22 protein-coding genes are annotated in these 24,876 nt (G+C 63.6%); 3 read left to right on the top strand and 19 right to left on the bottom strand.

The features are described from left to right. Positions 1-434 precede the first annotated feature (434 nt). Positions 435-1,355 (bottom strand): class I SAM-dependent methyltransferase, encoded by a 921-nt coding sequence (locus Q3Y64_RS08590; RefSeq protein ID WP_303560977.1) that lies wholly within the window; start codon positions 1,353-1,355, stop codon positions 435-437. Between the two features lie 112 nt (positions 1,356-1,467). Here Q3Y64_RS08590 and Q3Y64_RS08585 point away from each other — a divergent pair, with 112 nt between their 5' ends. After that, positions 1,468-2,781, top strand: a complete 1,314-nt coding sequence (locus Q3Y64_RS08585; RefSeq protein WP_101942149.1) for a hemolysin family protein — start codon at positions 1,468-1,470, stop codon at positions 2,779-2,781. A 15-nt stretch (positions 2,782-2,796) separates the two neighbouring features. On the opposite strand, the gene Q3Y64_RS08580 is transcribed toward Q3Y64_RS08585, so the two are convergent. The 5 genes from Q3Y64_RS08580 to Q3Y64_RS08560 form a co-directional block, all read right to left on the bottom strand. Then, positions 2,797-3,786, bottom strand: a complete 990-nt coding sequence (locus tag Q3Y64_RS08580; protein WP_303560974.1) for a GGDEF domain-containing protein — start codon at positions 3,784-3,786, stop codon at positions 2,797-2,799. 27 nt (positions 3,787-3,813) lie between these two features. Beyond that, positions 3,814-5,091, bottom strand: a complete 1,278-nt coding sequence (locus tag Q3Y64_RS08575; RefSeq protein WP_303560972.1) for a hypothetical protein — start codon at positions 5,089-5,091, stop codon at positions 3,814-3,816. A gap of 2 nt (positions 5,092-5,093) precedes the next feature. After that, positions 5,094-5,936, bottom strand: coding sequence for a hypothetical protein (locus tag Q3Y64_RS08570; RefSeq protein WP_101942146.1), 843 nt, complete (start codon positions 5,934-5,936; stop codon positions 5,094-5,096). Positions 5,937-6,226: 290 nt separating this feature from the next. Continuing rightward, on the bottom strand, positions 6,227-6,688 hold the full coding sequence (locus Q3Y64_RS08565; RefSeq protein WP_303560969.1) for a glutaredoxin family protein: 462 nt from the start codon (positions 6,686-6,688) through the stop codon (positions 6,227-6,229). Between the two features lie 19 nt (positions 6,689-6,707). After that, positions 6,708-8,765 carry a M3 family metallopeptidase gene (locus Q3Y64_RS08560; RefSeq protein WP_303560967.1) on the bottom strand — a complete coding sequence of 686 codons (2,058 nt, stop codon included), beginning with the start codon at positions 8,763-8,765 and terminating at the stop codon, positions 6,708-6,710. A gap of 91 nt (positions 8,766-8,856) precedes the next feature. Between Q3Y64_RS08560 and Q3Y64_RS08555 the strand changes: the two genes are divergently transcribed. Then, the gene (locus Q3Y64_RS08555; RefSeq protein WP_158239195.1) at positions 8,857-9,714 is read left to right on the top strand and encodes an HDOD domain-containing protein; all 858 of its coding nucleotides are present in this window, start codon (positions 8,857-8,859) and stop codon (positions 9,712-9,714) included. A gap of 28 nt (positions 9,715-9,742) precedes the next feature. On the opposite strand, the gene Q3Y64_RS08550 is transcribed toward Q3Y64_RS08555, so the two are convergent. The 6 genes from Q3Y64_RS08550 to Q3Y64_RS08525 all read right to left on the bottom strand — a co-directional run bounded on the left by Q3Y64_RS08550 (position 9,743) and on the right by Q3Y64_RS08525 (position 15,120). Then, on the bottom strand, positions 9,743-10,729 hold the full coding sequence (locus Q3Y64_RS08550) for a triacylglycerol lipase (protein ID WP_303560964.1): 987 nt from the start codon (positions 10,727-10,729) through the stop codon (positions 9,743-9,745). 63 nt (positions 10,730-10,792) lie between these two features. Next, positions 10,793-11,263 carry a hypothetical protein gene (locus Q3Y64_RS08545; protein WP_303560962.1) on the bottom strand — a complete coding sequence of 157 codons (471 nt, stop codon included), beginning with the start codon at positions 11,261-11,263 and terminating at the stop codon, positions 10,793-10,795. An 11-nt stretch (positions 11,264-11,274) separates the two neighbouring features. Beyond that, complete coding sequence (locus Q3Y64_RS08540; protein WP_303560960.1) at positions 11,275-11,697, bottom strand: hypothetical protein; 423 nt, start codon at positions 11,695-11,697, stop codon at positions 11,275-11,277. An 83-nt stretch (positions 11,698-11,780) separates the two neighbouring features. Further along, positions 11,781-12,677 (bottom strand): phosphoribosylaminoimidazolesuccinocarboxamide synthase, encoded by an 897-nt coding sequence (locus Q3Y64_RS08535; protein ID WP_101942140.1) that lies wholly within the window; start codon positions 12,675-12,677, stop codon positions 11,781-11,783. A gap of 88 nt (positions 12,678-12,765) precedes the next feature. Continuing rightward, entirely contained in the window at positions 12,766-13,038 is a 273-nt protein-coding gene (locus Q3Y64_RS08530; protein WP_101942139.1) for an oxidative damage protection protein, read from the bottom strand. Positions 13,039-13,104: 66 nt separating this feature from the next. Continuing rightward, positions 13,105-15,120 (bottom strand): helicase-related protein, encoded by a 2,016-nt coding sequence (locus Q3Y64_RS08525; RefSeq protein WP_303560957.1) that lies wholly within the window; start codon positions 15,118-15,120, stop codon positions 13,105-13,107. Between the two features lie 133 nt (positions 15,121-15,253). Here Q3Y64_RS08525 and Q3Y64_RS08520 point away from each other — a divergent pair, with 133 nt between their 5' ends. Further along, positions 15,254-15,616 carry a hypothetical protein gene (locus Q3Y64_RS08520; protein WP_101942137.1) on the top strand — a complete coding sequence of 121 codons (363 nt, stop codon included), beginning with the start codon at positions 15,254-15,256 and terminating at the stop codon, positions 15,614-15,616. 59 nt (positions 15,617-15,675) lie between these two features. On the opposite strand, the gene fba is transcribed toward Q3Y64_RS08520, so the two are convergent. From fba to Q3Y64_RS08485, 7 genes are all read right to left on the bottom strand, one after another. Further along, the gene (gene fba, locus Q3Y64_RS08515) at positions 15,676-16,740 is read right to left on the bottom strand and encodes a class II fructose-bisphosphate aldolase (protein WP_101942136.1); all 1,065 of its coding nucleotides are present in this window, start codon (positions 16,738-16,740) and stop codon (positions 15,676-15,678) included. 199 nt (positions 16,741-16,939) lie between these two features. Next, positions 16,940-18,367 (bottom strand): pyruvate kinase, encoded by a 1,428-nt coding sequence (pyk, locus tag Q3Y64_RS08510; RefSeq protein ID WP_101942135.1) that lies wholly within the window; start codon positions 18,365-18,367, stop codon positions 16,940-16,942. Between the two features lie 179 nt (positions 18,368-18,546). Further along, positions 18,547-19,728 (bottom strand): phosphoglycerate kinase, encoded by a 1,182-nt coding sequence (locus tag Q3Y64_RS08505; protein ID WP_303560952.1) that lies wholly within the window; start codon positions 19,726-19,728, stop codon positions 18,547-18,549. 63 nt (positions 19,729-19,791) lie between these two features. Next, positions 19,792-20,802 (bottom strand): type I glyceraldehyde-3-phosphate dehydrogenase, encoded by a 1,011-nt coding sequence (gap, locus tag Q3Y64_RS08500; RefSeq protein WP_170019522.1) that lies wholly within the window; start codon positions 20,800-20,802, stop codon positions 19,792-19,794. A 129-nt stretch (positions 20,803-20,931) separates the two neighbouring features. Continuing rightward, positions 20,932-22,938, bottom strand: a complete 2,007-nt coding sequence (gene tkt / locus Q3Y64_RS08495) for a transketolase (RefSeq protein WP_303560949.1) — start codon at positions 22,936-22,938, stop codon at positions 20,932-20,934. Positions 22,939-23,101: 163 nt separating this feature from the next. After that, positions 23,102-23,986, bottom strand: a complete 885-nt coding sequence (locus tag Q3Y64_RS08490) for a phosphoribulokinase (protein ID WP_170019526.1) — start codon at positions 23,984-23,986, stop codon at positions 23,102-23,104. After that, positions 23,983-24,783, bottom strand: coding sequence for an inositol monophosphatase (locus Q3Y64_RS08485; protein WP_170019528.1), 801 nt, complete (start codon positions 24,781-24,783; stop codon positions 23,983-23,985). The genes Q3Y64_RS08490 and Q3Y64_RS08485 overlap by 4 nt, the downstream gene beginning before the upstream one ends. Positions 24,784-24,876: the final 93 nt, after the last annotated feature.

Here is a 24,876-nt window from a genome sequence, read left to right as displayed (position 1 = left end):
TACAACATCAGACAGGGTCAGGTGTGCGCCTGCGTTGCTGCGGCTCCAGCGATCCCGTTCGGTTCCCTGGGCTTCGACAGAGAATTCGCCGGCGCTCGTCGCGGAGAGCCAGACCGAACGGCCCTGCCCGACGGTGTTGCCGACATAGAAGATCTGGCCATTGCTGTCGCAATTCCCGGCCATGGCGGCGGCTGGCGCGAGCGCTGCGATCAGTAGTGCGATCTTTCTCTGGGGGGGGTGTCCGTGGGGCATGGCGGACCTTTGTTCTTTTAGTTTTTGACCGGGGAAGTGTGCCAGTGCATCCGAGTGATGACAACCGCCTAGATTGTGACGGAAAAGTTGTGCCCGTTAGGGCTAGCAGAGCTAGCGTATGAGCCCTCGCGCAGGAGCGACTGGGGTGGGTGATCTCTGGCAGCCTGGCCGGCTACTTTGCGTCAGTCGGGGCGGTGGTAGAGCAGCACTTTCAGCGCGCGCTCTTCCGACTGGTCAGCAAAGACATCCGGGTTGGCCAGGCGGCGCACGAACTCCAGCTCTGGCGCAGCCTCCTGCATGCGCTCGGTGAGGAAGGCCGTGTCGAGCTTGGGCGCGTTCAGGCACACCAGGGCGTGGCCGCCGGGGGCCAGCAGGCCGGGCAGGCGACGCAGCAGGCGGATGTAGTCCTTCTCGGCCACGAAGCTGCCTTTCTGGTAACTGGGCGGATCGACGATCACGATTTCATACGGCCCTTCCCGCCCGAGCCGGCCCCAGGACGTGAAGATGTCGTGCGGCAGGAAGCTGGCGCCGCGCTCCAGGCCGTTGAGCTGGTGATTGCGTTTGCCGATGGCCAGCGCGCCCGGGCTCATGTCCACATTCACTACGCGTGCCGCGCCGGCCTGCAGGGCGGCTACCGAGAAGGAGCAGGTGTAGGCGAAGAGGTTCAGCACGTGCCCGCCGTTGTGGCCCGCGAGATGCGTGCGCAGCCAGCGCCGGGCTTCCCGCATGTCCGGAAAGAAGCCGTGGTTGAGGCCGCGCAGCAGATGCACGCCGTAGCGTGCGCCGTCTTCGCTGACGATATGCGGCTCTGGCACGCTGCCGGCCATCAGGCGGGTTTCGGCGCGGGCATCCTGGCGGAACTGGTAGATCCAGTTGAGCGCCTGGCCCGGTGCGAGGCTGGCCACGCGGGTGGCCAGTGCGTTGTGCACGACGCCGAGCTGCGCCTCTTCGAGCGGCTGAAAACTGGTGAGCAGCCAGACCGGCGGGTAGAAGTCGAGCGAGAGGTGTTCGCAGCCCGGGTGCAGGCCACCCCGGCCGTGAAAGATGCGACCGGCATCGGTGGGCAGATCAGTGTGGGCAATGGCGTCCAGCAAGGCTTGCATGGGGGAGCTAGGGTGGGGATGAGGGCGGCCATTCTGCCAGCGTCTTGGCCGAGTGGCGCTTTCGCCTGCGGCTGCGGGCTAGAATGCAGCACTCCCACGAAGACGCTTTCCGATGACAGCCCTCTGGATTCTGGTATTGCTGATTGCGGTGTCCGGCCTGTTTTCACTGGCTGAGATGGCTTTTGCCTCGGCGCGGCGCGCGCGCCTGATGCAGATGGCGGAAGACGGCGATGAAGGCGCGGTGGCCGCGCTGGCGATCAAGGAGCAGTCGAGCCGCCTGCTGGCCGCTACGCAGACCGGCATCACCGCCGCGGCACTGCTGATGGGCGTATATGGCGAATCGGCGCTGACCAGCGAGCTGGTTCGCTGGCTTGATCTGCATGCCCCGGCGCTGATGGACTGGAACGGCATGATTGCCTTCAGCTGCATGATCGTGGTGGTGACGGCGACTTCGATCGTGTTTGGCGAGATCGTGCCCAAGCGCATTGCGCTGGCCTACCCGGAGCGCCTGGCAGCCTCGCTGGCTCCGATGATGACGCTCTTCATCCGTGCCTTGTCGCCCGCCATCTACCTGCTCTCCTTCCTGGCTGACCGCGTGATTGCGCTGCTGCCGGTGCAGGCCGCGCCGGCTGTGACCAGCATGGAAGACATCCTCGCTTTCGTGACCGAGGGCGAGCGCACCGGCTCGATCCAGCGTGAGGAAAGCCATCTGCTGGGCAATGTGGTGCGCCTTGAGGATTGGCGCATGGCGACCATCATGACGCCGGTGAGCGACGTGGTGTACATCGATCTGCTCGACTCACAGGAGAACAATCTCAAGCGCATGGTCGAGTCGCCGCATTCGCAGTTGCCGGTATGCAAGGGGGATGTGCAGCAGGTGATCGGCATCGTGCAGAGCCATGACATTCTCAAGGCTTCGCTCGAAGGCCGGATCGAGTTCGGCTCGCTGCCGCTGGAGCCGCCCTTGTTCGTGCCTTCCAGTCTGACCCTTGGTGATCTGCTGCGTACCTTCCGCCAGCGCCGGGCGGACTTCGCCTTTGTCGTCAGCGAGTTCGGCCTCACCGAAGGCATCGTGACACTCGGGGATCTGATGACCTCGCTGGTGGGCGACATGATGCCCTTCTCGGATGATCCGGACGAAGCGCTGGCGGTGGAGCGCCCCGATGGCTCCTGGCTGCTCGATGGCCTGCTGCCAATCGATGAGATGCGCGACAAGCTGGGCCTGCGCGAGCTGCCGATCGACTCGATGGGCACCTATCACACCGTGGGGGGCTTCGTGCTCGCTACGCTGGGGCATATCCCGCGCAAGGCCGAACGCCTCGTGTGGGAAGACTGGGAATTTGAAGTGGTCGACATCGACCGCAATCGGGTGGACCAGGTGTTGGCGAGCCGCCTTTCGGGCCCTGTTACGGCTGTGCCGGGCTGAAGTGCCGCTGGCGCTTCAGTGCCCGGCAGGGCCCGTCGGGCACGCTGCGGCGCACACACAATTGCGCCCCGAATCCTTGGCCTGATAGAGCAGTTTGTCCGCATGCTCGAGGAGTGCCTCGGGAGCCATCTCGGACGTTGGCACCAAGGTGCTGACGCCCAGGCTGATGGTGACCGAGGGCGCGCAGACCGAGCCGCGGTGCGGGATGCCCAACTCAAGAATGGCCTGACGGCACCTTTCCGCGATCAGTGCAGCGGCCTCATTGGGCGTGTCGGGCAGCAGCATCACGAACTCCTCGCCTCCGTAACGGGCAAAGAGATCCGTTGAGCGGACCGGGATTCCAGTGATCGCGCGGGTGAGGCGCTGCAGGCACTCGTCGCCCTGCAAATGACCGTAGCTGTCGTTGTACTGCTTGAAGAAATCAATATCGAAGATGATCAGGGACAGCGGCGACTGGCTGCGCTGCGCACGCGCCCATTCGCTCTTCAGGTGCTGATCGAACAGGAAGCGGTTGCCGATACCGGTCAGCCCGTCGCGCCGAGAGATCTCCTGCAGTTTCTCGTTGAGGGAGAGCAGCTCTTCTTCCATCCGCTTGCGCTCGGAGATGTCGAACATGAAACCGACCAGATCCGTCGTCTTGCCCTTGGCGTCGCGGATCACATGCACCACATCGCGAATCCACACGAAACTTCCGTCTGCCTTCAGCGCACGATAGTCCGCCTCATGGTCGATGCCTTCTTCCGACTGACGGATGCAGAAGGCTGCTATGGCAGCACGCTCTTCCTCATGGATGCGGTTGATCCAGTCCATGGCGCCCAGCCAGCTCTCCTGCGGCCAGCCTAGCAAGGCTTCGATCTGCGGACCGATATAGTCGAACTGTTTGGTCTCCCAGTTGAGTTTCCAGGGGATCGCATTGGTCGATTCCAGCAGCGTCTTGTAGATCCCCCAGTCGTCATCCCTGGGCTCGATCTTTTGGGCGGGCTTGAAGTTGTCGATGTAGTCCATGGCCGGAGTTTCTCAGAGGTGGTGGGGTTAGCCGGGGCCGCAGGTATCGGGGCTCTTTGCATGCAAAGACCATGCTCGGCTCAACTTGTGCAACGCGCCAATCAGGCGGGGCTGATCGTGGGCGGCGAGATGGCCAGCGTTCAGCACCTTGATCCAGCTGAGGCCGCCGCCATCCTGGATGAAGCCCAGCACTGGCCCCTGGGGATCATCTTTCCATTGCTGCGTGGAGGCGCGCTGGAAGGCCGCGGCGCTGTCGCCCTGCAGGCGGCGCAGCCACGCGCCGGTGCCGAGGAAGTTGCAGTCCTTTGCATCATTCAGGCCAGACACGATGATGAACTGCAGGCCACCGTCCAGCAGCTTCTGTACCGTACCGAGATACGAGTCATTCACGCCAAACGCATACAGATTGCCGATTGCTGCGGACCACGATTCAGTGACGACAGGCTCCGCGGGCGCATGGATCGCCGCGCGGACGTCTGCCCGGTTGATGTAGTCCAGTACTGGCTGGAAAGGTGGGTCCTCGGTTTGCGCCGTATTCGCCATGTAGAGGCCGCAGAGCTGCTGGATGGCCTGATTGATCTGCGGGTAATTGTGCGCATAGTCCGTATCGAGCGTCTGCTTCTGCTCCGGCGTGATCAGTCCGTGGCTCAGGGCATAGCTGGTGTCAGTGGCCATCTGGGTCATCGGATCGACCCAGGCATCGGCGAGTACTACCGTCTGCAGATCCAGCACCGGATTGCCCGGCACCTGATTGCCGGTGAGGATGGCTTCGGCCAGCAGGGGCAGATAGGTGCCGGCGTAGGATTCGCCTGCCAGAATCAGCGGATTGGCCGCGATTTCCGGATGCAGGCGGATGAAATTGATCAGCGCCTGGTAGAGCTGATCGATGCCTTGCTTCACGTTCTGCGGGAGATTTTTCTCATCCTTCGCGAAGGACAGCGTGACGCCGAGCGGATGCTCGAATACCAGATAGTTCGCGACCTGGTTCCAGCCGTTTGGATTGTTGGCAATCCTGAAACTGCCACTCTGGTCTTCATTGAACACAAAGGGGCCGTTTTCGATAAACAGGCCCCAGAAGCTGCTGGAGCCTGGGCCGCCGTTGGACCACAGGATGGTCGGGCTGTTCTTGTAGTCAGCCGTGCCGGCGAACCAGTAGAACAAGGCCTCATCATCCGGCCCACCGGGCTGGGGGCGAATCGAGGCGTAGCCGGCGAACTGCGTCTGCGCAGGCACGCCCAGATCCGGCAGCGTCGTGACTTGGTCGGCTGGCAGGAAGGGGGCGGGATGGGGGCGAGGATCAGGCACGCTCATCGCCCTGGCCGCCAGTCCGGCACCACATTGCGTGCCATCTCGAGGCTGTCCTTGTCATACACCAGCACCGTGTTGGCACTGGCCAGCGCAGAGTCCGCCACGGTCAGCGCATACACGCCGACCAGCGTGCCATCGCCGTGGATCGTGCCGCTCGGAGTGTAGAGCGCATAGCCATACGGGATCTGGAAGGCGGTGAAGTGAAAGACTTCCTCTGCAATCTGCTTGCCGATCACGATGTAGCCGCCGCATGCTTCCGAAGTCGGGATATGGATGTGCGGGAAGTCGTGGGTCTCGACGAAGATGCCACCACCACCGTGGACCTTCATCAGAAAGTCTTTCTTGTAGTCCTTGGTGTAGTCGTACTCCATCAGGGCGATTTCGTACTTGGGCGACGAGAGCACGAAATCGCTGCCGGCTTCGATCAGTTGCAGGCCGTAGTAGCCGACGTTGTCGGGCGTGGCGATGACGGTCGGGATGCTGAAGTCTTCCGGCACCAGCAGGCAGCCCATCGCGCCGAACACGTTGGCGCTGCCGCCGCTCACTACCTTGATGCCGGTTTCGAGCGCTTCCTGCGTTGAGAACCAGCGTGCCTCCACCTTCACCATCGGCGGTCGTTCAGCCACCGGACGGATCGCATGCGGGTCCGATAGCTCGAAACGCCAGCTGGAGACGCCTTTGTCGACAAAGGCGAGGTTCTTCCCGGTTGTCATTACCGGCTTGCTCGGGTCCGGTTTTCCCTTGCGAATAGCATAGCGGGTCAGTTCCACGCTCTTGACGATGGTCTCGCGCAGAAGCCCGGGATGAAGCTTGCCCTTCTTACGACTGCTCTTCTTGTTCATCGTTGTTGTTCCCTGTTGGTTCGAGCGGACTTTCGGGAGCCCTGGAGTTATTTGCGACTAATACCAAAGTATAAAATCGATATTAGTGGCAAATATGCTAAATCCAGCCATTGAACAATGCAAAGGATTACAAATATTCGGTTGGAGTGATGATGGTGGGGATTTCCTGGTGCTCTGCCTGTGGACGCGCGAGCGCCTCCTGCCTGCGGCGGGGCGCCGATGCAGGGAAGCGGGAGCGGGCCGGATGGCCCGCTGCGGGAGATGACGCTGAGAAAGTTCTGGTGGGCGGCTTACTTCGGATAGCCTGCCAGATCCAGCTCGCTGCCCCAGGTGCCCGGCTCGAAACCGTCTAGCACCCGGCTGCCGACCATCAGTGTCGGCACGCTGAACTCCTTCTTGCCGGTCTGGAGCTTGTAGGCGTCGATCTCTTCCTGGGTCTTGAGCAACTTCTCGCTGAAGGGCGCCTTGCGTTTGCCGAGGTAGTCGCGCGCCAGCTTGCAGGGCTCACCGCAGCCTTCGCCGGTGACCAGAACCAGCGGGAAGCGACTGGCTGCCTGGCGCGTTGCGTAGGGCAGCTTTTCCTGCTCAATGCTGCTGTCGTAGAGGCGACGGGTCTGGGCCTCGGTCTCCGTGGGCGGGGTGTCGGAGTAATGCACCTTGCCGCTCTTGTCCGTCCAGCGATAGACCTCGGCACTCGCCGTGCCGGCAAGGCACAGCAGGGCAATGACCAACAGAATCTTCGAATGCTTCATGCTGCCTCCTTGCAGGATTTCAGGCGGCGATCATGCCGCTGTGGCGCAACAGGGCGTCCACTTCCGGATCACGGCCGCGGAAGGCGCGGAAGGATTCCAGCGCCGGCCGTGAGCCGCCCACCGAGAGGATCTCGGTGAGGAAGCGCTCGCCCACCTGACTGTCGAACACGCTGCCGCCGGCTGGGCGGGCTTCTTCGAAGGCCGCGAAGGCGTCCGCCGACAGCACCTCTGCCCATTTGTAACTGTAGTAACCGGCCGCGTAGCCGCCGGCGAAGATGTGGCTGAAGCTGTTGGCGAAGCGGTTCCACGCCGGCGGGAAATTCACCGCCACTTCACGCCGCACTTCGTCGAGCAGCGGTTGCACGCCGGCCGCGGGATCGAAAGCCCAGTCATGGTGCAGGCGCAGGTCGAAAAGCGAAAACTCAAGCTGCCGGACGGTCTGCATGCCGCTCTGGAAGTTGCGTGCGGCGAGCATCTTGTCGAACAGCGCGCGCGGTAGCGGCGCCCCGGTGTCGACGTGAGCCGTCATGCCCTGGATTACGTCCCACTCCCAGCAGAAGTTCTCCATGAACTGGCTCGGCAGCTCGACTGCATCCCATTCCACACCGGAGATGCCGGATACCCACAGCTCCTCGATGCGCGTCATCAGGTGGTGCAGGCCGTGGCCGGCTTCGTGGAACAGGGTCTGCACATCGTCGTGGCTGAAGGTGGCGGGCTTGCCATCGACCGGGCCGGGGAAGTTGCACACCAGGTAGGCCACCGGGGTCTGCACGCCGGCAGCGGTGCGGCGGCGCGTGATGGCGCTGTCCATCCAGGCGCCGCCGCGCTTGGTGGCGCGGGCATGCAGGTCGAGGTAGAACTGGCCGACAAGCTGGCCGCCGCGTTCGATGCGGTAGAACTGGACGTCGGCATCCCACACCGGCGCGGCATCCGGGCGGATCTGCACGCCGTACAGGCGCTCGACCACGCCGAACAGGCCCGCCAGCACCTTGGGTTCCTGGAAGTACTGTTTCACTTCCTGATCGGAGTAGCTGTAGCGCGCTTCGCGCAGCTTCTCGGCGGCATAGCCCACGTCCCACGCTTCCAGCGTGGCGAGCCCCAGTTCGCTGGCGGCGAAGGCGCGCAGCTCGGCCATGTCGCGCTCAGCAAAGGGCTTGGCTTTTGCGCCCAGATCGCGCAGGAAGGCCAGCACCTGCGCAGGCGACTCGGCCATCTTGGGCACCAGCGAGACTTCGGCATAGCTCTGGTAGCCGAGCATGCCGGCCAGCTCGCGGCGCAGCTCGACGATGCGGGCGATGTTCGGCGCGTTGTCCCATTCCGGGTGGTCCAGCTCTGCCGAGAACTCCGAGGCGCGGGTGGCCGAGGCGCGGTACATGGCTGCGCGCAGGCTGCGGTCTTCGGCGTACTGCATCACTGGCAGGTAGGAGGGCATGCGCAGGGTGAACAGCCAGCCCTCTTTGCCGGCGGACTCGGCCTCATTGCGTGCGGCGGCGATCACGTCGGCCGGCAGGCCGGCCAGACGCGCTTCGTCGCTGACCAGCTCGGTGAAGGCATTGGTGGCGTCCAGCACGTTCTCCGAGAACTTGGCGGCCAGCGCCGCCAGTTCCTGCTGGATGGTCTGGAAGCGCGGCTTCTGCTCCTCGGGCAGCTCGGCGCCGGAGAGGCGGAAATCGCGGATCTCATTCTCGATGATGCGCTGGCGCACGCTGCTCAGGCGGGCGAACTCTGACGAAGCGCGCAGGGCCTTGTACTTGGCGAAGAGGGCGAGGTTCTGCCCGAGCTCGGAGTAGTAGCGCGTTACTTCCGGCAGCAGGGCGTTGTAGGCATCGCGCCAGGGCGGTACGTCGAGCACGCTGTGGAGATGGCCAACGATGCCCCAGGCGCGCGACAGCCGCTCGCCGGCATCCACCATCGGGGCTACGAAGGCATCCCAGGTGGCTGGCACTTCAGGAGCGGTCTGGCACGCGATGAGGGCGCGGCCTGCTTCCAGCAGCTCACGAATGGCCGGGCCGACCTCTTCCGGGGTGACGGCATCGAAACGGGGCAGGGAGGAGAAATCGAGCAGGGGAGAGGTCATTTTCGAGTCCTGGAGGCAAATACTGAAGTTCAGGTGCCATTCTGCCGTCAATAAGGCAGAGCGGCAAAAATCGGCGCGAGAGGGTTGGACTATGGCGGAAACAGGCGATCGACGGGCGGCTTTCAGTGCCGCCATCGAAAAGGAATTGAAGAGCGGTGAACTGGTCTTCCCGACCAGCATGCAGGCCACGATGAAGATCCGGCGCGCGCTGGATGATCAGAATTCGAGCCTCACGTCGGTATCCCGGGTGATCAGCCTGGAGCCACTGCTCTCGGTGAAGCTGCTGCGCATGGCCAACTCGGCCTTCTTCAACCCGGCCGGGGTGGAGGTGACGGATGTGCAGCGCGCGCTGATGCGGGTGGGGGTGAATAACGCCCGTACCCTGGCACTGGCCGTGATCGGCGATCAGCTGGCTACGGCTCAGGAGTTTGCGCCGGTGTGGCGCCTGGCTGACCAGTTGTGGCGGCATTCGCTGGACGTGGCCTCGCTGTCCTACGCGATTGCCATCCAGCTCGACAGCACGGTGCCCGATACCGCGCTGCTGGCCGGCATGGTGCATGACATCGGCCAGTTCTACCTCCTGGCGCGTGCGCACGAATTCCCCGAGCTGCTCGAAGAGCAGAGCGAGCTGGCTGAGTTCATCCTGTACTGGGACCGGCGCGTGAGCCAGGCCGTGCTGCAGTCGCTCGGTACGCCGGAAACCATCACCGACGCGCTCGACGCGCAGGAGGAGTGCAGTGGCAGCTGGCCGCCGCGCAAGCTTTCGGACATCCTGTTTCTCGCCAACTCGGCCGCTGGTACGCCGAATCCTTTCTCCACCGTGTCGCTCGAAGAGCAGATTGCCCGTCGCCAGGCAGCTTTCGCCGGTGCCGATCACGAACTGGTGAACCGCCTGCTTGATGAAGCGCGCATCCGGCGCGCGGCGGCGATGGCGATGCTTACGGCCTGACTCAGGCCTGGAACGCGGGAGTGGGGTTTCAGGGGCGGGCGGCCACCAGGCGTGCATCGCCATAGACTTGCGCCAGCAATTGGCGGAAGGCCGGGCGCTGCGTGATCGGGGTGGGCCGGATCACGCCTTCTGCTTGCAGGGCGGCTATCAGCTTGAGTGGCGCCACCTCACGATCACCAATGATCTCGACATGACCGGCCTGCAACTCCAGCCGTGTGGTGCGTGGATCACCATCGACGGCAGGCTGCTGCTGCTCGGCGAGCGCGAAAATCTCGTCACTCTCCACACAGCGGCTTCCTTCAAAACGGCGGCAGGTATTGCGCTCGTCGGTGTCGATCTTCAGGTGGCGAGTCACCTGCGTAGCGAGGCCACCGGGCTGGCGGATGAAACGTGAGGACCAGGTGATGTCCGCCCACTTGGCGCCGGTGACCATGTGGCAGGAAGCCGGCATCAGCCCCAGCGTCACGACGCGGAGCCAGCCTATACCGCAGGGCGCGGCAGCCTTGATGCCGGCAAAGGGACCGGAGACGGTCACCAGTTCCTTGCTACCTCCTGCTGGCAAGGCTTCGGTCAGAGGCTGATCACTCAGCGCCCGGCGTGCAATCAGTGCGCCCTGGCTGTGACCGATCACCGTGACGGCCGGGCGGCTGCCACCCTCATCGAGCAGATGCAGGGCACGCCGCAGGGCGCTGGCGCTGTCGTCCAGCGCGGCACGATCATCGTAGGTAAAGCAGGCGCTTTGTTGGCCGTGGAAGGCCAGCACCTGGGCTAGCGAGCGGAATTCACCGCTGGAGCCGAAGCAGCCATGCACCATGATGTTGACCGGCTCGCCACTACGGATGCGCAGGGTGCGATCCGGGTTGTCGGTGCAGGGGCCGAGGCCGGGAATGTCCAGTGCCAGATCTGCTGCTGGCAGGCGACCCGGCTCGATGCTGAGTGCCGGTCTGGAAGGCGTGGGGGCAGCACAGCCGGCAAGTACAAGCAGCAGGGTCAGTAGGGCAGCAGGGCAGCGCATGGGCAGGGGCTCCGGCAGCAGCGGGCGGGAGCAAGCATTCTGCCCGATTTGTGCCTGCCGGAATCAGGGAGTGGCCGCTTGGCCGTTCTGAGCTGCGGGCGTTTGTCTCTTTGGACTAAGGGTGCTGCGTGATGCTGGCTTGTCCATATCGACGCTGGCCGCTGTTGCTGCAATCGGCTCACCCACCTGAACGCAGGCCTCCTCGATGTCCCAGCCCTTGCTCTTGCCGATCCGGCTGAGGGTTTCGCTGCAGGCCGTGAGTGTGCGGCCGGTGACCGCGATCGAGAGTTTCCAGAAATCGTTGTGGACCTTGCCGGCAAATGGCAGCTTGATGGACTCCGCCGTGCAGCGTACAGGTTGGTTGCCGAAAATGCCGATCAGATATTCGCAATGCTCCTTGTCCGGCAGGGTCAGTTCATTCAGTGGCGCATCGGTCGGCCCGACCTGCAGGTAGGGGCCGTCGGCACGCAGAATCTTGGCGCCGCAGGCGCTGAGCGTGAGACATAGCAGCGCGAGTGAAAGAGAGTGGCGCATTGGGTGTCCGATCAGAGTTTGTGGCATTCAGACAAGACCTTGCCGTTGCCTTTGGCTTCGGATTTCAAGCTGCCTTCGCGTGCTTTCTCGCAGGCTTCCATGCTGCGTGCGGAAATGACAAGTGGTTCTAACAGAGGCGGCTTGCTGTCAAAACCGTAAGTCAGCTTTGCACTGCTGGCCGCGCAGTGGCTGATCTTGCGCTGGCGGTAAGGCATCTCTTTCAAGACCATCTCGCAGGTGCCACGGGTTTCGAACGGGATTTCTGAAAATGCGGCGTCCGCGGGCCCGATCTGCAGGAAGCGCCCTTCAACGATCAGTGGTGTGGAGGCGCAGGCCGCCAATATCAGGCAAACCGTTGCCAGTGCGATGTGTTTCATGGATATCCCCGGAGTGTTTTTGTGCGAACGATTGTAGCAAGGCCGCTGGGGGGCCATGCGTGGACGTATGCTCAGGCACCGTAGACGTGACAAGGGCCGCACTGGGCGGCCCTTGCTGAGTGCGGGGAGGTGCGGCAGGCTCAGTCGGCGAGTTGCTTGCCGGTGAGGCGCTCGTAGGCTTCCACGTACTTGGCGCTGGTCTTCTCGATCACGTCAGCCGGCAGGCGCGGGCCCGGGGCGGTCTTGTTCCAGTCCAGCGTCTCGAGATAGTCGCGCACATACTGCTTGTCATAGGACGGCGGCGAGATGCCTTCGGCGTAGCTGTCGGCGGGCCAGAAGCGCGAGGAGTCCGGCGTCAGCGCTTCGTCGATCAGGTGCAGGGTGCCGGCAGCATCCACGCCGAACTCGAACTTGGTGTCCGCAATGATGATGCCGCGGCTGGCGGCGTAGTCACGCGCTTCGGCGTAGAGCCGAATGGCGGCATCACGGGCGCGGGCGGACAGGTCTTCACCCATCAGTTCCACGCACTTGGCGAAGTCGATGTTCTCGTCGTGCGTGCCCATCTCGGCCTTGGTCGAGGGCGTGAACAGCGGCTGTGCCAGTTTGGCTGCCTGCTTCAAGCCGACCGGCAGGGTGTGACCACAGACCTGGCCAGTGGCGAGGTAATCCTTCCAGCCACCGCCGATGATGTAGCCGCGCACCACGGCTTCGATCGGCAGGGGCTTCAGGCGCTTCACGACCAGCGCGCGGCCGCGCACCTGATCGCGTTCGCTGGCGGTCACCACGTCTTCCGGAGCGATGCCGGTGAGCTGGCCGGGCAGGATGTGGGCCAGCTTGTCAAACCAGAACAGGGCCGTCTGGGTGAGCACCTGGCCCTTGCGCGGGATCGGGTCCGGCAGGATCACGTCGAAGGCCGACAGGCGATCCGAGGTAACGATCAGCAGCTTGTCCTCATCGACAGCGTAGATGTCGCGCACCTTGCCGCGGGCGAGCAGCGGCAGGCTGTTGATCGAGGATTCGTAGAGGGGCTGGCTCATGGCGGGAAACCGTGGAAAGGAATGAAGGGAAGCGGAAACAGGCTCGGGCACCGGAAGCTATCCGGCGCCGGGCGCAGTCTCTGGCCGCTTACTGGGCGGGCGGAACGAAGCCGGTGGCGGCATCCGCGCCACCGCCGAAGAAATGGCGATCCATCTGTTCGGCGAGATATTTGCGGGCCTTCGGGTCCATCAGGTTGAGGCGGTTTTCGTTGATCAGCATGGTTTGATGCTTGATCCACTGCTGCCAGGCCTCTTTCGAGACGTTTTCCCAGATTTTCTTGCCCAGTTCGCCGGGAACGGGCGGGAAGTCGAGGCCTTCGGCCTCGGTGCCGAGCTTGATGCACTTGACCATGCGTGCCATGACGGGATTCCTGTGTTGCGTTGGGGGAGGCGCAATTGTAGTGGAAACCTGCGGCAAGGCGAATCTTCAGCGCCCCCGGCGCAGATGCCCGCCGCGCGATGGCCCGCTGCTGCGGCGCTGGCCGGATTTGTGGCCGAAGCGGTCGTCCCGCACGGCAGCTCGCTGGTGGCTCTGGTGCTGGCTGGCGAGCATCTGGTCGACGCGCTCCGAGGTTTCGCGGGCAATCGCCACGGCCGCTTCGGCGTCCGGAAAGTAATCCGGCAGGCGATAGCCAAGCCAGGCATAGGCCGAGTATTTCTTGCAGGCGTCTTCGGCAGCTTGCAGCGGAAAGCGGGCGCGCTCGAAGGCTTCCAGATCTTCGCTCAGGTAGTTGGGGCGTTGCCGGGAGACATTGCGCGCCCAGCCCTGCCAGGCGTCGTTGAGCATCGGTACGCGGCTGGAGATCGGCACCAGCGAGAAGGTGAAGCGCTGCGCCAGCGGCAGGCGCAGCTGATCAAGCCATAAAGCCCGATTGATCTGTTCCTCCAGATTGCCGGGCAGGAAGAAATCGTCCGATAGATCGATGTTGCGCGAGAAGAGTTCGAGCAGCTTGGCCAGCGATTTCTCGCCGGTGGCGCGGGCGATGGCTTCGAGCTGCTGCAGCGAAGGCGTGACGTAGAAGCCGCGCCGCGGCAGGGCGCTGGCGTGGGTCTTCATCAGGCGTGCAATCAGGCGGTGGGTGTGATCGTCGAATCCGGCGATATGGCCGGCTTCGTGAATGCCGTAGCGCCCCGCCCGGCCGGCGATCTGGTGGGTGAGCCAGGCCGGCAGGATGTCTTCGGAGATGCCATCGTATTTTTTTGCGGTGCTGAACACCACGCGCCGGATCGGCAGGTTCAGGCCCATGCCGATGGCGTCGGTGGCGACCACCACGTCGGCCTCACCATCGCGGAAGCGCTGGGCCTGGGCGCGGCGCACCTCGGGCGAGAGATTGCCGTAGATCGTTGCCACCTTGAGCCCGGCTTTGGTGATGTTTGCCGCCCATTCCAGCACTTCGCGGCGCGAGAAGGCGATCAGCGCGTCGCCGCGCTGCAGTTTGCCGACATTGCCAACGCACTGCGCTTCCATCTCCAGTGGCGACTTGCGCTGCAAGGTGATGACCTCCAGCGGGCACTCCAGGCGCTGAGCGAGTGCTTCGATCGCCGGGCGCGCCGCCAGTGAGCCGAGCAGGTACACGGTTTTTGCCGGTACGCCGCAGACCGCAGCGGTCCACGCCGAGCCGCGCTCCAGATCTTCGAGCATCTGGATCTCGTCGATGATGGCGATTTCCACTGCGCGCGTTGCGTCCATCATCTCGATGGTGCTGGCGACATGGGTAGCACCTTCGGTGAGGCGGCGCTCTTCACCGGTGACGAGGCTCACCGCCACATCCCGATCCACCAGACGCTCGTAGTTCTCCAGTGCCAAGAGACGCAGTGGTGCGAGGTACACACCGCTTGCGGCCGCGGCCAGCGCTTCCATGGCCTGATGGGTCTTGCCGGAATTGGTCGGACCGAGAATGGCGATGAAGCGGCGGCGCATGCCGGTGGCCAGCTCGAAGGATTCCGGGTAACGGGCGAGGCGCACGGAGTGCAGCGCGGCCTCGGCCTGGCTGTGTTCTTTCTGCTGGAAGAGCGCCTCGGCGAGGCGGTCTTCCACCACCTGGAAGCGCCGGCTGGCGAGCTCGCGGCCGGTTTGCAGCGCGCCGAGTAAAGGCAGCGCATCCAGCCCCGCTTGGCGTGCGCGGCGCTCAACGCCGGCGATGAAGTGCTCGATCTCGACCTGCAACTCGGCCAGGGTGTCGGCATTCAGGCGCTCCTGTACTAGGGCCAGACGCTGCACCGCATGCAGCTTGCGCCACTTCATCACCCGCGCCAGCGAGCCTCGATCCGGCACCAGCCGGAAGGGCACGCCAGCGGCTTCGCCGCTCACTTCGATGGAGATGGCGTCGTTGCCGTGGATCAGGCGGGCATTGAAGCGGGCGAGATAGGCCTCGATGGCGTCGTCAGAGGCGGCGAGTTCGAGTTCTTCGGCTGCGTCGGAAGGGGGAGCGGTATGTGGCAAGGTGATGATCTGTCGGTACGAGGCGTGAGGCCGATCTTAGCTGGACCTTGGTGCAGGTGAGGGCTTATTGCGCGAGACGGCTGCGGCCTGATGGCACAATGCGGCTGCCAAGCACGCGTTGTCGGGAGGTCGCATGTATAGAATTCTTCGCTCCGCTCTTCTTGCGGCACTGACCACCAGCGTGCTGGCGGCGTGTGTTTATTACGAATCGCCCCCTGGCCCTGGCCAGCTTTCGGCTTCGCCAAGCAACTTCGAGCGGGCCTGGTACGGTGCGCTGGCCGCAGCACAGGATGCCGGGATCACCCTGAGCAGTCAGGATCAGGCCAGTGGCGTGATCCGGGGCTCGCGCGAAGGTATCGCGGTGACGATTCAGGTCTGGCGGCAGGCCGATGGTAGCGTGCGCGTGCAGTTCGATGCCAAAGGACCGGTCGAGCGTGATCCGGATCTGAGCCAGCGGTTTTCACAGGCCTACGATCGGCGCACCGGGCGTTACTGAGTCCTTGAAAAGAACAAGGCCTCCGCGCGGGAGGCCTTGTCAGTGCGGCAAGTACTTGCTTACTTGACCTGCTGGGCCAGTGCGCCGCTCTTGTAGGCCGCGGCGATCTTGTCCAGCGCGATCGGGCGGATCTTGCTGGCCTGACCGGCGCAACCGAAAGCTTCCATGCGCGCCTTGACGATGGCCTGGGCGGCGGTACGGGCCGGCTTGAGGTAGTCGCGCGGGTCGAACTTGGAAGGATTCTCGAACAGGTACTTGCGGACGGCGGCTGTCATGGCCAGGCGGATGTCGGTGTCGATGTTCACCTTACGCACGCCGTACTTGATGCCCTGCACGATTTCCTCGACCGGCACGCCGTAGGTTTCGCCGATGTCGCCGCCGTACTGGCGGATGATTGCCAGCAGATCCTGCGGCACGGAGGACGAGCCGTGCATCACCAAGTGGGTGTTGGGCAGGCGCTCGTGGATCTTCTTGATCAGGTCGATGGCGAGGATGTCGCCAGTGGGCTTGCGGGTGAATTTGTAGGCACCGTGGCTGGTGCCGATGGCAATCGCCAGTGCGTCACACTGGGTGCGCTTGACGAAGTCGACGGCCTGATCCGGATCGGTCAGCATGGCGCTGTGATCCAGCTTGCCTTCGGCGCCGATACCGTCTTCTTCACCGGCCATGCCGGTTTCCAGCGAGCCGAGGCAGCCCAGTTCAGCCTCCACGGAAACGCCGATGGCGTGCGAGAACTTCACCACTTCGCGGCTGACTTCGACGTTGTATTCATAGGAGGACGGGGTCTTGCCGTCTTCCAGCAGGGAGCCGTCCATCATCACCGAGGAAAAGCCACTCTTGATTGCGGCCATACACACGGCCGGGCTCTGGCCGTGATCCTGGTGCATGACGACCGGGATGTGCGGATAGGCTTCGACGGCGGCGTCGATCAGGTGGCGCAGGAAAGCTTCACCGGCGTATTTGCGGGCGCCGGCGGAGGCTTGCATGATCACCGGGCTGTCCAGTTCATTGGCGGCTTCCATGATGGCGGTGACCTGTTCAAGGTTATTTACGTTGAACGCGGGCAGGCCGTAGCTGAATTCGGCTGCGTGGTCGAGCAGCTGGCGCATGGAAACGAGAGCCATGATGGGAGTCCTCTGGGATTGTCGAAGTGTTCGTGATGACTGCTGGCAGCCACCCTGCAGGACGCGATTCTACCGTGCTGAACTTGTTATCGCATGTGCACAATTCCCGCCTCATGAAAAAACGGCCCCCCTTTTGCAAGGAGAGCCGTTTTTGGCCTTCAGGCGGGCTGCTGCATAAACCCGCATAGCGGGCTTAGGCTCAGCCGCCGATCTTGACGATCTTCAGGCTGTTGGTACCACCGGACTGGCCCAGCGGTTCGCCCACGGTCACGACCACGATGTCACCCGGCTGCACCAGTTTGTGCTTGATCAGGGTGAGTTCGGCTTCGTGCAGCAGGTGTTCGCTGCTGTCGGTGATGCGCGGCATGGCGATCGGGAACACGCCACGGTACAGCGCGGTCTTGCCGACGGTGTCTTGCTGCGAGGTCAGGGCGTAGATCGGGGTGCCCGAGTGCATGCGGCTCATCCACAGCGCAGTGGAGCCCGATTCGGTCAGGGCCACGATCGCCTTGGCGCCGAGGTGGTGGGCCGAGAACAGGGCGGCCATGGCAATCGACTGGTCGATGCGGGTGAAGTTGCGGTTCAGGAAGTCCTGGTCCAGGGTGTTCGGGTAGGACTTCTCGGCTTCTTCACAGACGCGGGCCATGGTTTCGACCACTTCAACCGGGTACTTGCCGGCAGCGGTTTCGGCCGACAGCATCACGGCATCGGTGCCATCCAGCACGGCATTGGCCACGTCGGACACTTCGGCGCGGGTCGGCACCGGGCTGGAGATCATCGACTCCATCATCTGGGTCGCGGTGATGGCCAGCTTGTTCATCTCGCGGGCCAGCTTGATCATCTTCTTCTGCAGGGCCGGCACGGCAGCTTCGCCGACTTCCACAGCCAGGTCACCACGGGCGACCATCAGGCCGTCAGAGGCTTCGAGGATTTCGCGCAGGGTTTGCGGTTCAACCGCTTCGGTACGCTCGATCTTGGCGATGGTCAGGGCATTGGAGCCGGCAGCGCGCAGCAGGGTGCGGGCCATGTACATGTCCGCCGCGTTCTTCGGGAAAGACACGGCCACGTACTCGATGCCGATGGCGGCAGCGGTCTTGAGGTCTTCCATGTCCTTGGCGGTCAGCGCCGGAGCGGTCAGGCCGCCACCCTTCTGGTTGATGCCCTTGTTGTTGGACAGCTCGCCGCCATGACGCACGCGGGTGTGGATCTCGGCACCGATGACCTTTTCCACGTCCAGCACGATGGCGCCGTCGTTCAGCAGCAGGATGGTGCCCGGCTTCACGTCGTTGGGCAGTTCCTTGTAGTCGAGGCCGACGCGCTCGTCGTTGCCCAGTTCGCATTCAGCGTCGAGGATGAAGCTCTGACCCTTCTCGAGGAAGGTCTTGCCGTTGGCGAACTTGCCGACGCGGATCTTCGGGCCTTGCAGGTCGGCGAGGATGGCGACCGGCTTGCCGACGCGCTTGGCGGCTTCGCGCACCACGTTGGCACGGTTCATGTGATCTTCGGCTTTGCCGTGCGAGAAGTTCAGGCGCACGACGTCGACACCGGCGCGGATCATGCGCTCGAGGGTTTCGGCATCATTGGAGGACGGGCCGAGGGTGGCGACGATCTTGGTGTGACGTTGCATGGAGACTCCTTCGTTGGAAGTGTTTTGGAGAGAGGGGGATTGAGTGGCGGTTTTTGCCTGGGCAGCCTTGGGCGCAGCTTTACGCGGCGCGGCGGGTTTCTTTGCAGGCTTGGCAGCCGGAGTATCTTGTTTGCTCATCGGGAGGCGGAGTTTAGCGGTAGTAGTGAATTCCGGGCGGTTCAGTGTGCGCGTTGCTGCAGGGCTTCAATGGCTGGCAGAGTCTTGCCTTCGAGAAACTCGAGGAAAGCACTGCCGGCGGTCGAGATGTAACCGATCTGTTCTGCGATGCCGAATTTGGCGATGGCGGCGATGGTGTCGCCACCACCTGCCAGACTCATGGCCGAGGATTCTGAAATCGCCTTGCCCAGCATGCGGGTGCCTTCGGCGAAGGCGTCGAATTCGAAGACGCCGAGCGGTCCGTTCCACACGATGCTACGGGCAGTCTGCAATTGTGCCGTGAGTTTTCCAGCGGTTTCCGGACCAATATCAAGAATCATGTCTTCATCGCCCACATCGGCGACGCTTTTGATCGAAATTTCGGCGTGCGGCGAGAATTCCCGCGCCACCACCACGTCCACCGGCAGGGGCACTGCTGCGTCACGTGCGACCATCTTGTCGAGAATGCGCCGGGCGTCAGGCACCAGATCGGTCTCCACCAGCGAGCGGCCGATCGGGTAACCGGCCGCCAGCAGGAAGGTATTGGCGATCCCGCCGCCAAGAATCAGCTGATCGGCCTTGTCGGCCAAGCTATCAAGGATGGCGAGCTTGGTGGATACCTTGGAGCCACCAACAATCGCCAGCAAGGGGCGTTCTGGCGTTTCCAGGGCGCTGCTGAGTGCTTCCAGCTCGGCGGCCAGCAATGGGCCGGCACAGGCGATCGGCGCAGCCAGCGCCAGGGCGTGGGTGGTGCATTCGGCGCGGTGGGCGGTGGCGAAAGAGTCGTTGACGTAAATGTCGCAGAGCTTCGCGAGGCGGGCGGCGAGTTCGGGGCTGTCCTTCTTTTCGCCTTTGTTGAGGCGGCAGTTTTCGAGCAGTACGATCTGGCCGGGTTCGAGTTCGAAATCTCCGCCGATCCAGTTCGGAACCAGCGGTACAGGGCGGCCCAGCAAGCGGCTCAGTTGCGTAGCGATTGGTGCCAGTGAGTCCTGAGGGTTTGGCTCACCTTCGGCGGGGCGTCCCAGGTGCGAGGTGACCATCACCGCTGCGCCCTGAGCGAGGGCCATCTGCAGCGCCGGTAGTGCGCTGCGGATGCGTGTGTCGTCACCAATGTTGCCGCTGTCGTCGAGCGGCACATTGAGGTCGGCACGGATGAACACGCGCTTGCCGGCGAGATCGAGATCGCTGAGTTTCCGGAACTGCATGGCCAACCTCCCGGCGGGAGCCGAAAAAAACGAGCCGCTGGTTCTCAGCGGCTCGTTCGGGTCTTACTTGCTGGCTGCGACGCGGACCATCTCCAGCACCTTGTTGGAGTAGCCCCACTCGTTGTCATACCAGGACACGATCTTGACGAAGGTCGAGTCCAGGGCGATGCCGGCGTCGGCATCGAACACGGAGGTGCAGGATTCGCCACGGAAGTCGGTCGACACGACCTTCTCGGTGGTGTAGCCCAGCACGCCCTTCATGGCGCCTTCAGAGGCAGCCTTCATGGCGGCGCAGATGGCTTCGTAGCTGGCTTCCTTGTTCAGTTCCACGGTCAGGTCGACCACGGAAACGTCGGAAGTCGGCACGCGGAAGGACATGCCGGTCAGCTTCTTGTTCAGCTCGGGGATCACCTTGCCCACAGCCTTGGCGGCGCCGGTGCTGGAGGGGATGATGTTTTCCAGAATGCCGCGACCACCGCGCCAGTCCTTGTTGGACGGGCCATCAACGGTCTTCTGGGTAGCGGTAGCTGCGTGCACCGTGGTCATCAGGCCGCGCTTGATGCCGAAGGTGTCGTTCAGCACCTTGGCGACCGGAGCCAGGCAGTTGGTGGTGCAGGATGCGTTGGAGATGATGGCCTCACCGGCGTAGCTAGCGTGGTTCACGCCGTACACGAACATCGGGGTGTCGTCCTTCGACGGAGCCGACATCACGACCTTCTTGGCGCCGGCGGCGAGGTGCTTGTCAGCGCCCCATTGGCCGCTCTTCTCGAGGAACAGGCCGGTGGACTCGACGACGACATCGGCGCCGACTTCGTTCCACTTCAGGTTGGCCGGATCGCGCTCGGCGGTCAGGCGGATACGCTGACCGTTCACGATCAGGGTGTTGCCTTCAACGGAGACTTCACCCTTGAACTTGCCGTGCACGGAGTCGTGCTTGAGCATGTAAGCAAGGTAATCAGGCTCGAGCAGGTCGTTGATACCAACGATCTCGATGTCCTTGAAGTTCTGCACGGCGGCGCGGAACACCATGCGGCCGATACGACCGAAACCATTGATGCCGACTTTGATTGCCATCTTGTCTTACTCCTGAGAACAAAAATAATTGTTGAACAATCCACCACCATCGCGTGCTGCGCCGGACTGTTGAATCCTGCCGGCTTCACCGGAGCGGGGGAGCACCCCGGTGCGCGAAAAACAAACAGTCTAAACCAGACTCTTGACGGCTTCGACCACCTTCTCGGGCGTGAAGCCGAAGTGCTTGAACAGCGTGCCGCCGGGGCCGGATTCACCGAAGCGGTCCATGCCGATGACGATGCCATCCAAACCGACATACTTGTACCAGCCGTCCGACACGCCGGCTTCGATGGCCACGCGCGGCAGACCCTTGCCCAGCACGCTGTCGCGGTAGGCCTTGTCTTGTGCGTCGAACAAACGGTTGCAAGGCATCGACACCACGCGCACCGGTACGCCGGCTTCTGCCAGTTGCTTCTGCGCAGCCAGCGCCACGCCGACTTCGGAACCGGTCGCGATGATCACGGCCTTGGCGTCGGCGGCATCCACCAGCACATAGCCACCCTTGCGGATGTCGGCCAGTTGCTGAGCGCTGCGAGCGCTGAAAGGCAGGTTCTGACGGGTCAGGGCTAGCACGGTCGGGCCATCGGCGCGCTCGATGCCGTGGATCCAGGCCACCGAGGCTTCAGTGGTGTCGGCCGGACGCCAGACATTCAGGTTCGGGATCAGGCGCAGGGAGGCGGTGTGCTCCACCGGCTGGTGGGTCGGGCCGTCTTCGCCGACGCCGATCGAATCGTGCGTGAACACCATCACCTGACGGATGTGCATCAGCGCGGCCATGCGGATCGCGCTGCGGCAGTAATCCGAGAACACCAGGAAGGTCGCGGTGTAGGGAATGAAGCCGCCGTGCAGCGCGATGCCGTTGGCAATCGCTACCTCGGCGAACTCGCGCACGCCGTAGTTGATGTAGTTGGCGTCAGTCACGCCCGGCAGGAAATCCTTGGTGCCAGACCAGTGCGTGAGGTTCGAGCCAGCCAGATCAGCGGAGCCGCCGAGCAGTTCGGGCAGGCTCGGGGCCAGCGCTTCGATGGCGTTCTGCGAAGCCTTGCGGGTGGCGATGGTTTCGGCCTTGGCCTGAACCTTTTCGATCAGCGCGTCAGCGGCAGTCTTGAAACTGGCCGGCAGTTCGCCAGCAACGCGGCGCTTGAGTTCAGCGGCCAGTTCCGGATGCGCAGCGGCATAGGCGGCGAAGAGGGTGTTCCATTCGCCTTCGGCCTTGGCGCCAGCGGCCTTGGCGTCCCATTGGGCGTAGATGTCGGCGGGGATTTCAAACGCCGCGTGCGGCCAGTTGATGGCCTTGCGCACGCCTTCGATCTCGGCGGCGCCGAGCGGGGCGCCGTGGGCGTCGCAGGTGCCGGCCTTGGTCGGGGCGCCGGCGCCGATGGTGGTGCGGCAGATGATCAGGGCCGGGCGTTCGCTGTCGGCCTTGGCCTCTTCGGTCGCGGCTTGCAGGGCGGCGGCATCGTGGCCGTTGATCGGGCCGATGACTTGCCAGCCATAGGCTTCGAAGCGCTTCTTGGTGTCGTCGGCAAACCAGCCGCCGACTTCGCCGTCGATGGAAATGTTGTTGTCGTCGTAATAAGCGGTGAGCTTGCCGAGCCTCCACAGGCCGGCGAGCGAGGCGACTTCGTGGCTGATGCCTTCCATCAGGCAACCGTCGCCGAGGAAGGTCCAGGTGCGGTGGTCGACCACTTCAAAGCCCGGGCGGTTGAAGCTGGCGGCGAGCATCTTCTCGGCCAGCGCGAAACCGACGGCATTGGCGATGCCCTGACCCAGCGGGCCGGTGGTGGTCTCCACGCCCGAGGTGTAATGCACTTCAGGATGGCCAGGGGTCTTGGAGCCGAGCTGACGGAATTTTTTCAGCTCGTCGAGCGGCAGGTCGTAGCCAGTGAGATGCAGCAGCGCGTAGAGCAGCATCGAGCCGTGGCCGTTGGAGAGCACGAAACGATCGCGATTGCTCCAGCCCGGGTTGGCCGGGTTGTGGCGCAGATGGCGGCGCCACACCACTTCGGCGATCTCGGCCATGCCCATGGGCGCGCCGGGGTGGCCTGAATTGGCTTGCTGGACGGCATCCATGGCCAGCGCACGGATGGCGCCGGTAAGGGGAGTGAATTCGATGCTGGGGGTGCGGGTGCTCATGTTGGATCTCGGCGGTGCGCCATCAGGGGTCGGGAACCTTGCATTATCTGACAAGCCCCGCTGCTTCGCCACCGGCGATTGATAGCCTTGAATTACGAATTTTCGTAGAAACGATAGCTGAGCCGGGGTGTGCTGGAATTGATGGAACTCAAGCTGTTCGGGTTTACCCGGAATGCTGCGCTGCAGCGCGTTTCTCCAGCAAAGCCTTGATTCGAGGCAGCAAAATCACCTGTAGGCCCAGCTCCAGCATTGGGCCTGGCATGACCAGGGTATTTGGGCGGGTCATCCAGCTGCCGTGCAGCAGAGTGAGCAGTTCCGGGAAGTTGACGCCGGCAGGGTTGCGGAAACTCACCACCACCAGGGTTTCGTTGGGCAGTGGCACATCCTTGGCGGCGAAAGGGTTGGATGTATCGACGATCGGCACGCGCTGGAAGTTGATATGGGTGCGCGAGAACTGCGGCACGATGGTGTGCACATAGTCGTCCATGCGGCGCAGGATGGTGTCCTGCACGGCAGGCAGGCTGTGGCCACGCTCCTGCATGTCGCGCATCAGCTTCTGGATCCATTCCAGGTTGATGGTGGGTACTACGCCGATCAGGAGATCCACGTGCCGCGCCACATCCACCTTGTCGGTCACCACACCGCCGTGCAGACCTTCGTAGAAGAGTAGCTCGCTATCCTCGGGCAAGGCTTCCCAGGGGGTGAAGCTGCCCGGTGGCAGGCCGCGGTGCAGGGCTTCTTCGGTGTCATGCAAATAGCGCCGGTTGAGGCCCTGGCCGGTTTCGGCATAACCGGCAAAGAGGGCTTCGAGCTCGTCGAAGAGATTGGCGGCGATTCCGAAATGACTCGGGCCGCGCTCGCCACGTAGCTCGGCAGCAAGGATCTTTTCCTGCATTTCGCTGCGTGAGTAGCGGTGAAAGGCATCGCCTTCCACGCAGGCGGCGCGGATGCCCTCGCGGCGGAAAATGTGGCCGAAGGTGCGCGAGATGGTGCTGGTGCCGGCGCCGGAGGAGCCGGTGACGGCGATGATCGGGTGACGAGCGCTCATTGACGATGAACCTGCAGCCAGGCCAACCATTCGCCGTAGAGGCCGGGGTCCGCCGCCAGCACCACAGCGCGTTTGGGCAGCGGGGCCGCTTCCAGTGGGCCGCCATCCAGCACGCCATACACGCCACCGGCTTCTTCAAGGATCAGGCGCCCGGCTGCGTAATCCCACAGGGCCTGGCCGCCATGCAGGTAAACGTCCAGCCGGCCGGCCGCGACAAAGCACCACTCCAGCGCCGAGGAGCCGAAGTTGCGTTGCGAGTAATACGGTGGCGTCATGACCAGATTGGCCGCCAGCTTGTTCGGAATGCGTTTGAAGTCGATCCCGGCCACCGAAAAGGCCAGGCGTTTGGCGGGCGCGCGCAGCGGCAGGCGTTTTCCGTTGAGCCAGGCTCCGGCGCCCTTGGCGGCGTAGAAGGATTCGTCGGTGGTGGGGTTGTAGACCACTCCGAACTGGGTTTCGCCGCCCACCAGATAGGCAACAGAGACGGCGAAGAGCGGGACGCCGTTGGCAAAATTGGTGGTGCCGTCGATCGGATCGATGCACCACACACCTTCCTGGCCGGCCTGCCAGCACTCGAGCTGTTGCTCGGGCGTCATCTCTTCGCCGATCACCGGGGCGTCGAGCACTTCCGGCAGGCGTTCAAGCAAGGCCTGCTGCGAGGCCAGATCGGCGGCGGTGACCGAGCTGCCGTCGTCCTTGAACTCACGGGCGGCACGCAGGAAGTGCGGCATGATGGCCTCGCGGGCGACATCGCGGACGACGGATTCCAGCGCACGGGCACGGGCAAGCAGAGGCATGGCGGACTCTCGGGTGGATTCGGCGAGGCAGCCAGGGATGCCCGGCCATATAATGTTCGACGCTCGCGCGTGCGAGCTGAACGATCATAGCAC

The organism is Uliginosibacterium sp. 31-12 (genome assembly GCF_030548425.1).
Lineage (GTDB): Bacteria > Pseudomonadota > Gammaproteobacteria > Burkholderiales > Rhodocyclaceae > Uliginosibacterium > Uliginosibacterium aquaticum.
The sequence above is the reverse complement of the archived record's forward strand: the minus strand, read 5'-3'. Positions and strand labels throughout refer to the sequence as shown.